This is a genomic window from Streptodolium elevatio (assembly GCF_040649515.1).
GTDB lineage: Bacteria > Actinomycetota > Actinomycetes > Streptomycetales > Streptomycetaceae > Yinghuangia > Yinghuangia elevatio.
Genome location: NZ_JBEZFP010000195.1, coordinates 1 through 14216, shown reverse-complemented (window position 1 = coordinate 14216; position 14216 = coordinate 1). Strand labels below are relative to the sequence as shown.

The following is a 14216-nucleotide window of genomic DNA, read 5'->3' as shown; positions in this document are numbered from 1 at the left end:
CGGACTGCGGCGCCCCGGACAGCGGCGCCCCGGACTGCGGCGCCCCGGACTGCGGCGCCCCGGACTGCGGCGCCCCGGACTGCGGCGCCCCGGACAGCGGCGCCCCGGACTGCGGCGCTCCGGTGTACGGGACGCCGCCCGGTGATGCCCCCGATTGCGGTGACGGCGGGGGCGAGGGCGCGTACGACGGCGGCGGAGGCGGGCCCTGCGGCGCGGGCGAGGGCGGCGGTGCCTGCGCGGCGGCGGCGCCGGTCGCCGCGTCGAGGTCGAGGAGCGCGGCACTGCGCTCCGCGATGGCGTACGTGATCGCCGGCGGCAGCCAGCCCGACCGCGTCATGACCTCGGTGGTCTGCCCGTCGGGCAGTGCCATGTCCAGCAGTTCGGCGGGACCCGGGCGGCGCGAGGGGTCCTTGTCGAGGAACGGCGCGACGATCTGGCGCAGGTAGCCGGGCGTCGGTTCCAGGTCCGGCGGTGTGTGCACGATGCGGTAGAGCAGTGACGGTGTGGAACCCACCCCGAACGGCCCCTGCCCGGTGGCGGCGAAGACCAGGACCGACGCGAGCGAGAAGAGGTCCGACGCGGGGCCGATGTCCAGCCCGTTCGCCTGCTCCGGCGACATGTAGCCGGGGGAGCCGACGACCAGGCCGGTGCTGGTGATCGAAGTGTCGTCGGCGGCACGGGAGATGCCGAAGTCGATCAGGCGCGGGCCGTCGAGCGCGAGCAGGACGTTCGACGGTTTCAGGTCGCGGTGCACCAGGCCCGCGTCGTGCACGGCCCGCAGCGCCTGCGCGAGGCCGGCCGCCAGCGCGCGGACGGTGGGCTCAGGCAGCGGGCCGTGCGCGGCCACCGCGTCGACGAGCGCGGGGCCCGCGACGTAGGCGGTTGCCAGCCACGGCACTTCGGCGTCCGGGTCCGCGTCGACGACCGGCGCGGTGTAGGCGCCCGAGACCCGGCGCGCGGCCGCGACCTCGCGGCGGAACCTCGCCCGGAAACCCTCCTCGTCCGCGAGTTCCGGGCGGACGACTTTGATCGCGACGGTCCGGCCACCGGGCGAGCGGGCCAGGTAGACCTGCCCCATGCCTCCGGCGCCCAGTCTCGCCAACAGTCGGTAGTCGGCCAACCGTGACGGGTCGTCAGATTGCAGTGGCTGCACGTGCTGGTCCCTTTCCCCCTGTGATCGCGGAACCGATCTCGTCGAGACATCGTTTCACCACCTCGGTCGTGAAGTGGCCAGGACCTGGCGGAAACGATTGTCCGGAAAGGCCGTTCGGTCGCCGCGCGGACCGCCACATTGCCGTTCCGTTTCGTCGCGGTCTCTACTGAGTGTGCGTTCCTGAGCGGAAGTAAAGGTTCCGGAGCTATATGTGAATTCGCCGTTACTACTCGCGAGTGACTGTGTTCGCTCCGTTGATTCCGTACTACTGTCGACCGTGCCGGATCGCCTCAGGGTTGCCGCGGCACCACTGAGAGTGATCGGCGGCGTCGTGTTGTCCTGCTTTGGACGGGGCCGCGTACTCACCACTCGGGGGAGGGGAGTCGACCATGTTCGATCGCTTGCGACAGATCAGGTCCGAGGGCGAGAAGTCCGCGTCGATGCTCTCCGACATCCCGGCGAGCGCGATGCTGCGCAGCGTCCCGCGCTCGGTCGGATTCGGAGTGCGCTCGTACGTCCGCTCGTTGCGTGCCGAGCGCCGCAACTACCCGGACATGCCGACGGTGTTCCCCACCCCGGGGCTCGTCTCGGCGGCGTTCCTCGACGAACTCGTCGTGGCGTTCATGTCCACGAGCCGGCTCTCGCCGGGGCCGACGGACGCGCTGCGCATCCGCGAGGAGGTCTCCGAGGCGCTGGGCAAGTTCCAGGCCGAGACCTACCTCGACGATCCGACGCTGTTCCACCCCGAGCCACCGCCGCTGACCGACCCGGTCATCCGGGGCAAGCTGTACGGCACCATCAGCTACGAACAACTGGCCTTCGACAGCGACTACGTTCCGTGGCCCGGCATCCCCGGCGCCACCCGGTGGCAGTCCGCCGGCGCGAACCAGCGCGTGTGGGCGTACGTGCTCCGGCATCCGGGAAAGCCCCGCCCCTGGCTCGTCAACCTGCACGGATTCGGCATGGGCCGCCCCGGCGACCTGGCCGCCTTCCGCGCGCAGCGCGCGCACCGCGAGTTCGGCGTCAACGTCATGCACGTGGTCCTCCCGATGCACGGACCGCGCAAGGCGACACGCACCCAGGACGCGCCCTTCATCTCCTTCGACTACCTGGGCAACGTCCACGGGCTGGGCCAGGCCGTGTGGGACGTGCGCCGCTGCCTGGACTGGGCTCGCGGCCAGGGCGCGCCGAGGATCGCCGTCCACGGGCTCTCCCTCGGCGCGTACGTGGCCGCACTGCTCGCCGGTCTGGAGGACCTCGACTGCGTGATCGTGGGCGTGCCGTCGGTCGACATGGCCTGGGTCATGTCGCACCACGTGCCGGACGACATCAAGCGCGAGGTGCAGGCCGCCGGACTGCTCGGCGACGAGGCCGAGACCGTGCACCGCGTCGTCTCGCCCCTTGCCCTCACCCCACGGGTGCCGCTGGAGCGCCGGTTCGTCTACGCGGGGCTCGCCGACCGGATGGCGACCCCGCAGCAGGCGTACCGGCTCTGGAAGCACTGGGAGGAACCGTCTGTCTGCTGGTACCGCGGCTCGCACATCGGGGCCATGTGGAACCGGCAGACCCGCCGCTTCATCGATGATGCCCTGACCTCGTCGGGCATCGGGAGGAGGAACACCTGGTGAAGCTCTCCGGTCTGGACTCGGCCTTCCTGGCGCTGGAGTCGGAGACATGGCCCATGCACGTCGTGTGCCTCACGATCGTGGATGCCTCCGCCTCCGGCGGCCGCGTCGACTACGAGTCCTTCAAGGACACGCTGGCCAAGAGACTGCCGCGCCTGCCGCTGCTGAGCCGCAAGCTGGTGCAGAGTCCCTGGGGCCTGTCGCGGCCGCACTGGGTCCCCGACCCGGACTTCGACTTCCGCAACCACGTGCACCGCGCCGCCGTCGCGGCGCCCGGCGGACGCGCGGAGCTGGCCGAACTGGCCACCGAGATCTACCGGCACCGGCTCGACCGGAACCGTCCGCTGTGGGAGTGGTGGGTCGTCGAGGGGCTGGAGAACGGCCGTGCCGCCCACCTGTGGAAGGTGCACCACGCGTGCATCGACGGGCGGGCCGGGGCGTCCATGCAGGAGGTGTTCTTCGACGCCGACCCGCACGGCGGCGTCTCCCGCGAACTGGTCCCGCTGCCGATGCCGGACGAGGAGGACGGAGTCCCCGAGGGCATCGCCCGGGTGGCCGACCTGGCCAAGTCGGTCGCCGGGACCCCGGTACGCCTGGCCGGGCAGCTCGGCTCGACCGCGCAGGGCGTAATCGCCGCGGCCATGACCGGTCGTCTGGGCCAGGCGATGCCCCTCAACATGCCGCGTACCCGGTTCAACGAGCCGATCGGCAAGGCGCGTTCGTACGGGTTCTGCACGGTGTCGCTGTCGGACGTGAAGACCGTCAAGAACGCGTTCGGCGTCAAGGTCAACGACGTCATTCTGGCGATCGTGGGCGGTGCGGTGCGGGGCCTGCTCGATTCTTTCGGCGAACCACCCGACAAGCAGTTGGTGGGTACCGTTCCCGTCGACGCGACGAAGGGCGACACGCGCTCCAGCGGAAACCTCATCACCGGCATGCTCGTCGGCCTGTCGACCGACGTCGACGACCCGGCCGAGCGGCTGCTGTGCATCCACGAAAACGCGCTCGCCTCCAAGGCGGTGCAGGGCGCGTTGGGCAACGACCTGCTGACCGGCCTGGCGGACGCCCCGCCTCCGGCCGTGGTCAGCCTAGGCGGTGACGCATACCGAGCGGCGAAGCTGTCCACGCTTCTGCCGCCCGTGTGCAACGCGGTCATATCCAACGTTCCGGGCCCCAGCGCGACGCTGTATTCGCAGGGACAGAAAGTGGAGGCGTTCCACTCGATGGGCATAATCGCGGACGGATTCGGCCTCTTCGTCGGAGGCATGAGCTACGACGACCAGATCGACATCGGGGTGCTGGCGGACCGCGATGCGCTTCCCGACCCCTTTGCGCTGGCGGACAGCATTGTCGAGCAATTGAACGTCCTGCTGAAAGCCGCCCACGAGTTCGCGCAGCCGGCCCCGACTTCGGACCCGACCCCGGGCCCGACGACGGCGGCCGACCTGGCGCCGGAGCACGAGCCCGTGCCCGCGCCCGAGTCCGAGCGCGCAGCCGAGCCCGCGACCGCGACCGGGGTCGAGCCCGACGCCGACAGCAAGCCGGCCCTCGCGACCCCCGAAGCGGCGGTGCGCAAGCCGGCCGGCCGCAAAGCGGCGGCCCGCAAGGCGACCACCCGGAAGCCGGCGGCCCGCAAGCCCGCCGGAGCCCGCGGTACCACGAGCCGTGCCACGTCGAAGCGTTCCGCACCGTCGCCATCGGCGGCCCCGTCTCCGGCGACCGCCGCCGAGACGCCCGAGCGCAGCGCCCCCGCGCCCGAGGCGGCGGCCCCGGAGCAGCCGCAGTCCGCGCCGCGTCCCGCGCGGGTGGCGATACCGGCGCAGGCGACCGCGGAGACGCGCGGCAGGCGTACCGCCCCGCCGCATCCGGTCGCGGCGCCGGACGCGGCGGCACCGACCGCACCTGCCGTGGACGCTCCGGTCAGCCGGGCACCTGCCGCAGACGCACCCGTCCCGGCCTCGGCGGGCGCGCCGACGGCCGGTTCGTGACGGGCGGGTGACGGTGCATCAGGAAACACCGCACAGGACGGCTCTCGTCACGGGCGCCAACTCCGGGCTCGGCCTGGCCGCCGCGCTCGAGCTGGCGTCCCGGGACGGGACCCGGGTGGTCGGCACCGTGCGCTCCGCCGAGAAGGGGCAGAAGGTGCGGCGGGCCGCGGAGGAGGCCGGCGTCGAGGTGGAGACGCGCATCCTCGACGTCACCGACGCCGCCGGATGCAAGGACGTGGTCGGCGAGGTCCGCCCCGACATCCTGGTGAACAACGCGGGCGGCACCCTCTACGCGCCGGTCGCGGACGTCATGGAGGAGGAGGCCCGGCACCACCTCGAAACGTCGTTGTTCGCCCCGATCCGCCTCGCCCGGCTGGCCATCCCGCATATGCAGGAACGCGGTTGGGGGCGCGTGATCCAGATCTCCTCGGTGGCCGGCAAGGTCAGCTACCCCCTCATGGGCTGGTACCAGGCGGGCAAGCACGCCATGGAGGCGCTGTCGGACGCGCTGCGCCTGGAGGTCGCCGGCTCCGGCGTGCACGTCGCGGTCGTCGCGCCCGGCGGGTTCCGCAGCGGCATCAGCGACGACATGGCAGACGTCGCGCACCGGTACCGGGGATCGAAATACGCCACCGCGTTCCGCCGCCTCGACCTCGGGTTCACCCTGGTCCAACCGTTCTGGACGGACACCGAGCGGGTCGCCCGGGTCATCGCCGAGGCGGCGACGGACCCGGAGCCCAAGGGCAGGTACGTGGTGGGCCGCGACGCGCAGGTGACCCTGCTGGTCTCCCGCATCGTGGAGAACTTCGGGGCCGCGGTGGAATTTCGCGACAAGGCGGTGCGCCGCCTGATCGGTTTGCCCTGACCCGTACGGGCTTTGGCCGACAAACGCGGGTGTGCCGCGCGTTCCCACCCGGGTAGAAGAACCGGAAAAGCCGTGTGGAACAGTGACCGAACACGGGGTGGCGGGCATTCCGCGGCCGCTCCGGACCATGCACGGCGATCAGGGCGATCAGGGCCTGTGCGACCGGGGGATGCCGGGACGGCGTCCCCCGGTCGCACGCGCCCACGGGTACACCAGGGAGTACCGGATGGGGCAGAACGTACGCATCGATACCGCCGATGTATCCGATGCCGAGCAGATCCTGAAGTTGCAGTACCTCTGCTACCAGGGCGAAGCGGCCCTCTACAACGACTACGGCATCGCGCCGCTGACCCAGACCCTCGACAGCCTGAGGGAGGAGTTCGCGACGCACGCCGTGCTGGTCGCACGCCTCGGCGACGAGGTCGTGGGATCGGTCCGCGGCGTCGTCGAGGACGGGGTGGCCCGCATCGGCCGCCTGATCGTGCACCCCAGGCTCCAGGGCCACGGCCTCGGCACGCGTCTCCTCAACGCGGTCGAGGACAAGCTCGCGCACGCGGAGTCCTTCGAACTGTTCACCGGGCACCGCAGCGAGGACAACCTGCGCCTGTACGTCCGGCTCGGGTACGCGGCGGACCGCGTCGAGCGCGTCGGTCCGCGCCTCAGCCTCGTCTACCTCACCAAGACCACGTCGCTCGCCGCGTGACCGCCGCCACGCGGCCGGCCCGAGCCGACCGCACGGCCTGACCGCACTGCTGCACGACCAGGCGGCACTGCCGGAACTGCATCGCCCGGCTGCACCGCCTGGCTGCACCGCGCACTGTCGGACCGCACGGCCCGGCCGCACGGTGACCGTGCCCGACCCAAGGGTGGAGTCCCTCGTTCATACCTTGGAAACAACTTGAGAAAAGCCCCGCCGACCTGCGAAGTCATGGTCGTCGGGGCTTTTCGCATCCGATGGCATTTCCCATCGTCGGCGTTGGTCTGATTTAATCCATGGCATGTTCATCACGGCACACATGCGCGCGGTCGGGGCTATCGCCACGGCTCGCCCCTGTATGTGCCGAATGTGTCGAATGTGCGGCTGCTGAGGCCCTGAGCCCGGCGACCGGATGAGCGCCCCGCCGACCGGCGGCGCCCCGGTTCATCCCCGTTCGACCCGAACCGCCGGCTCCCGACCGCGCTCGCCGCCGACATCCCGGCGGGCCGCGTCCTGCCCGCTGTCGCGGTGGTCCCCCCGAGCAACCTGGAATCCACGGTGATCCGTACCCACGCCCTGACCAAGGTCTTCCGCGCCCGAGATCGCGAGGTGACCGCCCTCGACCACGTCGACCTCGACGTCGCCGAAGGCGAGATCTTCGGGGTCCTGGGCCGCAGCGGAGCCGGCAAGAGCACCCTGATCCGCTGCGTCAACCTCCTGGAGCGCCCCACCTCCGGCACGGTCGCGGTGGGCGGCCGCGAGCTGACCGCCTTGTCGGCCCGCGACCTGCGTGCCGAGCGCCTGCGCATCGGCATGATCTTCCAGCACTTCAACCTGCTCAGCAGCCGCGACGTGGCGGGCAACGTGGCCGTACCGCTGGAGATCGCCGGCGTCGGACGTGCCGAGCGCAACCGCAAGGTCGCCGAACTGCTGGAGCTGGTCGGCCTCTCGGGACACGCCAAGGCGTACCCGGCCCAGCTGTCCGGCGGCCAGAAGCAGCGCGTCGGGATCGCCCGCGCACTGGCCAACGACCCGCGCGTGCTGCTGTGCGACGAGGCCACCTCGGCCCTCGACCCCGAGACCACCCGCTCGATCCTCGACCTGCTGCGCGACCTGCGCTCGTCGCTGGGCCTGACGATCCTGCTCATCACCCACGAGATGGATGTCGTCAAGAGCATCTGCGACTCCGCCGCGCTCATGGAGGACGGGCGCGTCGTGGAGTCCGGCTCCGTCGCGGACCTGCTGACCCGCCCCGACTCGCGGCTCGCCCGGGACATGTTCCCGCTCGGCGGCCCGGTCGACGGCAAGGGCTCCACCGTGGTCGACATCACGTTCCGGGGCGAGGAGACCGCGCATCCGTTCGTGTCGACGCTCGCGCGCACCTACAACGTCGACGTCAACATCCTCGGTGCCGCCGTCGAGACCGTCGGGGGACGCCAGGTCGGCCGCATGCGCATCGCGCTGGACGGCGGTTTCGAGCAGAACGTCGTCCCGATCGGCTACCTGCGCGAACAGGGGCTCCAGGTGGACGTGCTCGACGCCGACGCCGACGTGGCCGGGGCCGTCGACGGGCCGGCCGCCGGACGGATCGTCGGCGCGCGGATCGCCGCCACCGCACCCGGGGCCGCCCCGACCTTCGCCAAGGAGGCCTGACATGTCCTGGGACGAACTGCGCCCGCTGCTGTGGACGGCGACCCAGGAGACCTTCTCGATGGTCGGCTGGACGATGCTGTTCACCGTCCTGGTCGGACTGCCGCTCGGTGTCCTGCTGGTGCTGACCGACAAGGGCGGCCTGCTGGCCGTGCCCCCGGTCAACAAGGTGCTCGGCTTCGTCGTCAACGTCGGCCGGTCCTTCCCGTTCCTGATCCTGCTGGTCGCCCTGATCCCCTTCACCCGCTGGGTGATGGGCCTGTTCGGGCAGGCCACCGCGATCGGCACGGACGCGATGGTGGTGCCGCTGACCGTGGGCGCCATCCCGTTCTTCGCGCGCCTCGTCGAGACCTCGGTGCGCGAGGTCGACCGGGGGCTGGTCGAGGCGGCCCAGGCGATGGGCGCCTCGGTGGGCACCATCGTGCGCAAGGTTCTGGTACGCGAGGCCCTGCCGTCCCTGGTCTCCGGCTTCACGGTCACCGTGATCGCGGTCATCGGGTACTCCGCGATGGCCGGGGTGATCGGCGCGGGCGGCCTCGGCGACCTGGCCATCCGCTACGGATACAAGAACTTCGACGACCGGACGATGCTCGTGACCGTCGTCGTCCTGATCGTCATCGTGCAGGCGGTCCAGCTGGTCGGCGACTTCGTGTCGCGCCGACTGAGCCACCGCTGAGAACCACCCACCCAAGTAGGAAGGCACTCTTCGTGCGCAAGCTCATTTCTCTCGCGGCCGTCGGAACCCTCGCGCTGGGCCTCGCGGCCTGCGGCAGCGACGACGACTCCTCGTCCTCCGGGTCCGGGACGCTCAAGGTGGGTGCCTCCGCGGTACCGCACGCGCAGATCCTCGAGTACGTCAAGAAGAACCTGGCGGACAAGGAGGGCCTCAAGCTCGACGTCCAGGTCTTCGACGACTACTCGCTGCAGAACCCGGCCCTCGACGACGGCAGCGTCGGCGCCAACTTCTTCCAGCACAAGCCCTACCTCGACAAGTACAACTCGGAGAACAAGAAGGACCTCGTCCCGGTGGCGCCGGTCCACCTCGAACCGCTCGGCCTGCACTCGAAGAAGGACAAGTCCGTCGCCGAGATCAAGGACGGCGCGACCATCTCCTTCCCGAACGACGCCACCAACGGCGGCCGGGCCCTCAAGCTGCTCGCCGACAACGGGCTGATCAAGCTCAAGGACGGGGTCGGCGTCAACGCCACCGAGAAGGACGTCGTCGAGAACCCGAAGAACCTCAAGTTCAAGGCCCTCGACGCGGAGCAGCTGCCGCGCACGCTGGACGACGTCGACGCATCGGTCATCAACGGCAACTACGCGCTCCAGGCGAACCTGGAGGCCAAGCAGGCACTGGTGCTGGAGAAGGCGGAGGGCAACCCGTACGCCAACGTGCTTGTGGTCAAGAAGGGCCACGAGAACGACGAGAACGTCCAGAAGCTGAAGAAGCTCCTCAACTCGCCCGAGGTGAAGAAGTACATCGAGGACAACTACCAGGGCTCGGTGCTCCCGGCCTTCTGAGCCGACCGCACAGGCCCGCGCAAGTCCGCACCGTCCCACACGGGCGCGCCCGCGTACGCGCCTACCTGCGCCCGCGCGCCGAGCACCGCTGCGCACGGCGAGTTCACCCGGCCGGGGCCCGACACACGGGGCCCGGCCGGGCTGTTCACGTGGCCGGAAAGCGTACCGTGGAGTGCGTGAGTGACCTGGAGTTCCGCAGCGCCCGGACCCTCGACCTCGACGTCGTCGTGCTCTACCGGCTGCTGCGCCTGCGCGTGGACGTCTTCGTCGTCGAACAGCGGTGCCCGTACCCCGAACTCGACGGCCGCGACCTGGAACCGGGCGCACGTCAGCTCTGGCTCGAGCGCGACGGCGAGATCGCCGCGACCCTGCGCCTGTTGCGCGAGGCCGACGGCACCGCCCGGATCGGACGCATGTGCGCCACCCGGGCCGAGCGCGGCACCGGCTCCGCAGCCCGCCTCATGGAGCACGCGATCGACCTGATCGGCGACGCGCCGTGCATCCTGGACGCGCAGGAGCCGCTGGAGGACTGGTACGCCCGGTTCGGGTTCCGCCGCGCCGGCGCCACCTACCTGGAGGACGACATCCCGCACGTCGAGATGCGCCGCCCGGCCACGCCGGTCGCGACCGGCTGAGTCCGGCCGCTCAGTTGGCCCGGACCATCCAGTAGAGGTCGGTCACATAGGGCAGTTCGACGGTGTCGCGGCCCCGCGTCTCCGGGTGCCCGTCGAGCACGCCCTCGACCTCGCGGCGAACCCGGGCCTGTTCGCCGGCGTCCAGGCATGCGATGTGGCTGCTCGACAGCATGCGGTCGATCACGCCGTCCCGCGACATCCTGTGCGGGTTGGGGAAGTGCCGCTCGCTGATGCCGCTCCAACCGGGCCGGGACTCGAGCACCTTGCGCCACGTGCCGTCCTGGTGCGACGGCAGGTCCGCGGGGGCGCGGCGGAAGTAGATGTCCTGGTAGTCGCGCACCCACGGGACCGTGTCGTCATAGGTGTTCCACACCAGCCCGAGCCCGCCGCCCGGGGCGAGCACCCGCTCGACCTCGGCCGGGGTCGCCTGCGCGTCGAACCAGTGCCACGCCTGCGCCGCGATGACCGCGTGTGCGGAGCCGGCGGCGACGCCCGTGTGCTCCGCGGTCCCGTCGGCCACGGTGACCGAGGGCAGCAGTTCCACGAGTCGTCCGCGCATCGCCGCGACCGGTTCCACCGCGACCACGCGCGCCCCGGTGAGCATGAGCAGCCGGGTGAACAAGCCCGTTCCCGCGCCCAGTTCGACGACGGTACGGCCCGCTCCGAGACCGAGCGCGTCCGTCAGCTCGGCCAGGACGGGCAATGGGTAGGAAGGGCGCGCCCGTTCGTAGACGCGTACCGCGCGTGCGTAACCGGTGTTCGCGACCTCGTGAGCCCCCACGCGCCGATGCTAACAGCCCGGGACCGTGAATCGCCGCAGGTAGAACGGATTTTGTGTACTCGCCGTCACCTGTTAACCCGATCCGGTGACAGGCTTCGCGTGGCGGAGGCCGACGTTCCGGATGGCACGTACGCGCCGATCCAGCGGGCCAGTTCGTCGAACACCTGGGCACGCACCTCGGGCCCGGACAGGGCCAGGTCGTGCATGCCGCCGGGCACGCGGACGATGGTGACGTGGCGGCCGATGCGCGGCGCCAGCAGGGCGATGCGGTCCGCGTTCAGCACGGCGTCGGCCGTGTGCAGCCCCTCGTGCCACACGCGCCCGTCCACACTGGCGGTGGACGACATCGCCAACACCGGGCAGTCGACGGCGAGTCCGCGCGCCACCGCGCGGTGGCCGCGATGCACGGCGGCCACCCAGCCCGCGTAGGGCGCGATGCCCTCGATCGCCTTCCACGCCGGGTCGAACTCCCATTCCCCGTGGTGGCCGACGTGCAGGCTCTGCCCGTAGCCGCCGCCGAGGCCGCCCGGCAGGGGCCGCTGCGAGACGTAGTGGCGCGCCGCGTGCACGGCCCGCACCCCGACCGTCCGCGCCACCAACGGGGCGTTCAGGTCGAGGAAGGCGCTGTTGAGGAACAGCCCGTCGACGATGCCCCGCCCCGCGCGGTGGTGCGCCCACAGCGCCGTCACCAGGCCACCCGTCGAATGGCCGTTCACCAGCAGCGTGTCGTGGCCCTCGACCTCGCGGACGATGTGCGCGGCCAGGTCGAGTTCCTCGGAGTAGCGGCCCAGGTCGTCGACGTAGTTGGTGCGGCGGTGCGCGCGGATCGACCGGCCGTACGACCGCAGGTCCAGCGCGTAGAAGTCGAAGCCGAGCGTGACGAACCGGTCGGCCAGATGGGTCTGGAAGAAGTAGTCGTTGAACCCGTGCACATAGAGCACCGCACGACGTGTCGGGGCATCCGCGCGCCGCCGGACCAGCGTCGCCACCGCCTCGCCCTCCGCGTCGTCGCGGAGTTGCAGCGTCGCGCTCTCGTAGGGCGCGCCCAGGACGTCGGGTACGTATACCGGGTCTTCCATGCAGGGCAGTCTGCCATCGCCGTGCCGCGTGTCCCGCAAGGCGCCCCGACCGCCGCAAATACCGGCCCGTGGGCGGTATGAGAGGCTGTCGCCCGACAGCAGGGAAGGAATCCGGTGCGACACCGGAGCGGTCCCGCCACTGTGACCGGACGGCTGAACCCGACCGGCGCGCCGACTCCGTTCGACGCGCCCGCGCGAGGGGCATCAGCCTTCCGGGAGCCAGACACTTCCGGCTGTCCGGGCCCGCGCCGCGGGCCCGCCACCTACCAGGGCGTGGACACCCGAGGGAGGCCGACAGCCCATGTCGCCGCGCATACCGTGCCGTTCCCGGAGCCTGGCGGTACGCCGGTGACCGCCGGCTACCCCTTCTCCGCCGTCGTCGGCCTCGCCGACCTCCGCCTCGCGCTCCTCCTGAACGCCGTCTCGCCCGGCGTCGGCGGCGTGCTGGTCCGCGGTGAGAAGGGCACGGCCAAGTCGACCGTGGTCCGCGCGCTCGCGGGGCTGCTGCCCGACGCCGCCATGGTGTCCGGCTGCCGCTTCGCGTGCGACCCCGCGGCACCCGACACGGCCTGCCCCGACGGGCCTCATGACCCGGGCGTGCCCGGCGAGGTGCGCCGGGCGCGGCTCGTCGAACTGCCGGTCGGCGCCACCGAGGACCGCCTCGTCGGATCGCTCGACCTGGAGCGCGCCCTCGCCGAGGGCGTCAAGGCGTACGAACCGGGCCTCCTCGCCGCCGCCCACCGGGGCCTGCTGTACGTCGACGAGGTCAACCTGCTGCACGACCACCTCGTCGACCTGCTCCTCGACGCGGCCGCCATGGGCACCGCGCACGTGGAGCGCGAGGGCGTCTCGGTGCGGCACGCCTCGCGCTTCATCCTCGTCGGCACCATGAACCCCGAGGAGGGCGAGCTGCGCCCGCAGTTGCTCGACCGCTTCGGCCTGACCGTCGAGGTGGCGGCCAGCCGCGAACCACGCGAGCGCGCCGAGGTCGTGCGGCGCAGGCTGGCGTACGAGGCCGACCCCGACGGCTTCGCGCGCCGCTGGGACGGCGACGACGCGGCGCTCGCGGAGCGCATCCGCACCGCGCGGGAGCTGCTGCCGCACGTCGTGCTGCCCGACACCGAACTCGAGCGGATCGCGCGCGTGTGCGCGGCGTTCGAGGTCGACGGGCTGCGCGCGGACCTGGTCACGGCACGCACCGCGATGGCCCTCGCGGCATGGCACGGGCGCACCGAGGTCGAGGCGGCGGACGTACGCCAGGCCGCGCGGCTCGCCCTCCCGCACCGGCGCCGCCGCAACCCCTTCGACGCGCCAGGGCTCGACGAGGACAAGTTGGACGAGGCGCTGGCCGACGAACCCGAGGCGCCGGACGCCCCGGAGAACCCGTACGACCCGGACAGCCCCTCGGAGTCGGGTACCCCCGACGGACCCGAGCAGGACCCAGACCCGGATCCGGACGGCGGCCCCGACGCACCGGGCCCCGGCGGCGGGGGAGCACCGCGCAACGGCCCCGAAGCCGGCCCGGCCGCGGACCGCGACGACCGCACCGCCGACCGGCCCCGAGACGGCGAACACGACACAGCGCCCCCGGCGGCCGAACACCCGCCCGCCGCACCGGGGTCGGCCGCCGCCGAACAGCCCGCCGTCGCCGCGGCCGAGCCCTTCCGCGCGCGGCTGATCGCCGTCCCCGGCCTCGGCCAGGGCGCGGCCGGGCGTCGGTCGCGTGCCGAGACCGGCACCGGCCGGACCACCGGGGAGCGCCGCCCGACCGGCGCACGACCCGGGCGTCTGCACCTGGCGGGCACCGTGCGCGCCGCCGCGCCGCACCAGCTCGCGCGCGGGCGCCGCGGCCCCGGGCTCGTCGTGCGCCGCGACGACGTGCGCGAGGCGGTCCGCGAAGGCCGCGAGGGCAACCTCGTGCTCTTCGTCGTCGACGCCTCGGGATCGATGGCGGCCCGGGCCCGCATGCGGACCGTGAAGGGCGCGGTGTTGTCGCTGCTGCTCGACGCGTACCAGCGCCGCGACAAGGTGGGGCTGGTGACCTTCCGGGGCGTCGGCGCCGAACTCGCGCTGCCGCCCACGTCGTCCGTCGAGGCGGGCGCGGCCCGGCTCGCGACGCTGCCGACGGGCGGGCGCACGCCGCTCGCCGAGAGCGGGAGAGCCCCCCGCGGAAAACCCAACACGTCGCCGGCGATCGCGGATGGCGGGTTATGGGTTTGAAA

Annotated in this window: 12 protein-coding genes and 1 riboswitch; of the genes, 9 read left to right on the top strand and 3 right to left on the bottom strand. The window is 72.0% G+C overall.

Annotated features, from left to right (window positions below; all coding sequences use genetic code 11):
- Positions 1-1078, bottom strand: a 1078-nt coding sequence (locus tag AB0C36_RS40355) for a serine/threonine-protein kinase (protein ID WP_358364042.1), incomplete at its 3' end; no start/stop codon positions are given.
- Positions 1079-1542: 464 nt separating this feature from the next.
- Here AB0C36_RS40355 and AB0C36_RS40350 point away from each other — a divergent pair.
- The 8 genes from AB0C36_RS40350 (at position 1543) to AB0C36_RS40315 (ending at position 10134) form a co-directional block, all read left to right on the top strand.
- Positions 1543-2781 (top strand): alpha/beta hydrolase family protein, encoded by a 1239-nt coding sequence (locus AB0C36_RS40350; protein WP_358364039.1) that lies wholly within the window; start codon positions 1543-1545, stop codon positions 2779-2781.
- Complete coding sequence (locus AB0C36_RS40345) at positions 2778-4766, top strand: WS/DGAT/MGAT family O-acyltransferase (protein WP_358364036.1); 1989 nt, start codon at positions 2778-2780, stop codon at positions 4764-4766. Before AB0C36_RS40350 ends, AB0C36_RS40345 begins: the two co-directional genes overlap by 4 nt.
- 7 nt (positions 4767-4773) lie before the next feature.
- Positions 4774-5631 (top strand): SDR family NAD(P)-dependent oxidoreductase, encoded by an 858-nt coding sequence (locus AB0C36_RS40340; protein ID WP_358364034.1) that lies wholly within the window; start codon positions 4774-4776, stop codon positions 5629-5631.
- A 226-nt stretch (positions 5632-5857) separates the two neighbouring features.
- Positions 5858-6334: a GNAT family N-acetyltransferase gene (locus AB0C36_RS40335; RefSeq protein ID WP_358364032.1), complete on the top strand. Its 477-nt coding sequence runs from the start codon at positions 5858-5860 to the stop codon at positions 6332-6334.
- A 552-nt stretch (positions 6335-6886) separates the two neighbouring features.
- Positions 6887-7981, top strand: a complete 1095-nt coding sequence (locus AB0C36_RS40330) for a methionine ABC transporter ATP-binding protein (RefSeq protein WP_358364030.1) — start codon at positions 6887-6889, stop codon at positions 7979-7981.
- Position 7982: 1 nt separating this feature from the next.
- Entirely contained in the window at positions 7983-8654 is a 672-nt protein-coding gene (locus tag AB0C36_RS40325) for a methionine ABC transporter permease (RefSeq protein ID WP_358364027.1), read from the top strand.
- A gap of 32 nt (positions 8655-8686) precedes the next feature.
- Complete coding sequence (locus AB0C36_RS40320; RefSeq protein WP_358364024.1) at positions 8687-9499, top strand: MetQ/NlpA family ABC transporter substrate-binding protein; 813 nt, start codon at positions 8687-8689, stop codon at positions 9497-9499.
- Between the two features lie 176 nt (positions 9500-9675).
- Positions 9676-10134, top strand: a complete 459-nt coding sequence (locus tag AB0C36_RS40315) for a GNAT family N-acetyltransferase (protein ID WP_358364022.1) — start codon at positions 9676-9678, stop codon at positions 10132-10134.
- A gap of 10 nt (positions 10135-10144) precedes the next feature.
- Here AB0C36_RS40315 and AB0C36_RS40310 read toward each other — a convergent pair whose 3' ends face one another.
- A complete protein-coding gene (locus tag AB0C36_RS40310; protein ID WP_358364019.1) occupies positions 10145-10915 on the bottom strand; it encodes a class I SAM-dependent methyltransferase in 771 nt (256 codons plus the stop codon).
- A 65-nt stretch (positions 10916-10980) separates the two neighbouring features.
- Entirely contained in the window at positions 10981-11994 is a 1014-nt protein-coding gene (locus tag AB0C36_RS40305; RefSeq protein WP_358364018.1) for an alpha/beta hydrolase, read from the bottom strand.
- A 104-nt stretch (positions 11995-12098) separates the two neighbouring features.
- Positions 12099-12223: riboswitch (cobalamin riboswitch) on the top strand.
- 119 nt (positions 12224-12342) lie between these two features.
- Here AB0C36_RS40305 and AB0C36_RS40300 point away from each other — a divergent pair.
- On the top strand, positions 12343-14214 hold the full coding sequence (locus tag AB0C36_RS40300) for an ATP-binding protein (RefSeq protein ID WP_358364016.1): 1872 nt from the start codon (positions 12343-12345) through the stop codon (positions 14212-14214).
- Positions 14215-14216 lie beyond the last annotated feature (2 nt).

Excerpts from the sequence above, each read along its gene's own strand:
- AB0C36_RS40305 (WP_358364018.1), bottom strand. The coding sequence starts at position 11,994 with ATGGAAGACCCGGTATACGTACCCGACGTCCTGGGCGCGCCCTACGAG.
- AB0C36_RS40350 (WP_358364039.1), top strand. The coding sequence starts at position 1,543 with ATGTTCGATCGCTTGCGACAGATCAGGTCCGAGGGCGAGAAGTCCGCG.
- AB0C36_RS40335 (WP_358364032.1), top strand. The coding sequence starts at position 5,858 with ATGGGGCAGAACGTACGCATCGATACCGCCGATGTATCCGATGCCGAG.
- AB0C36_RS40325 (WP_358364027.1), top strand. The coding sequence starts at position 7,983 with ATGTCCTGGGACGAACTGCGCCCGCTGCTGTGGACGGCGACCCAGGAG.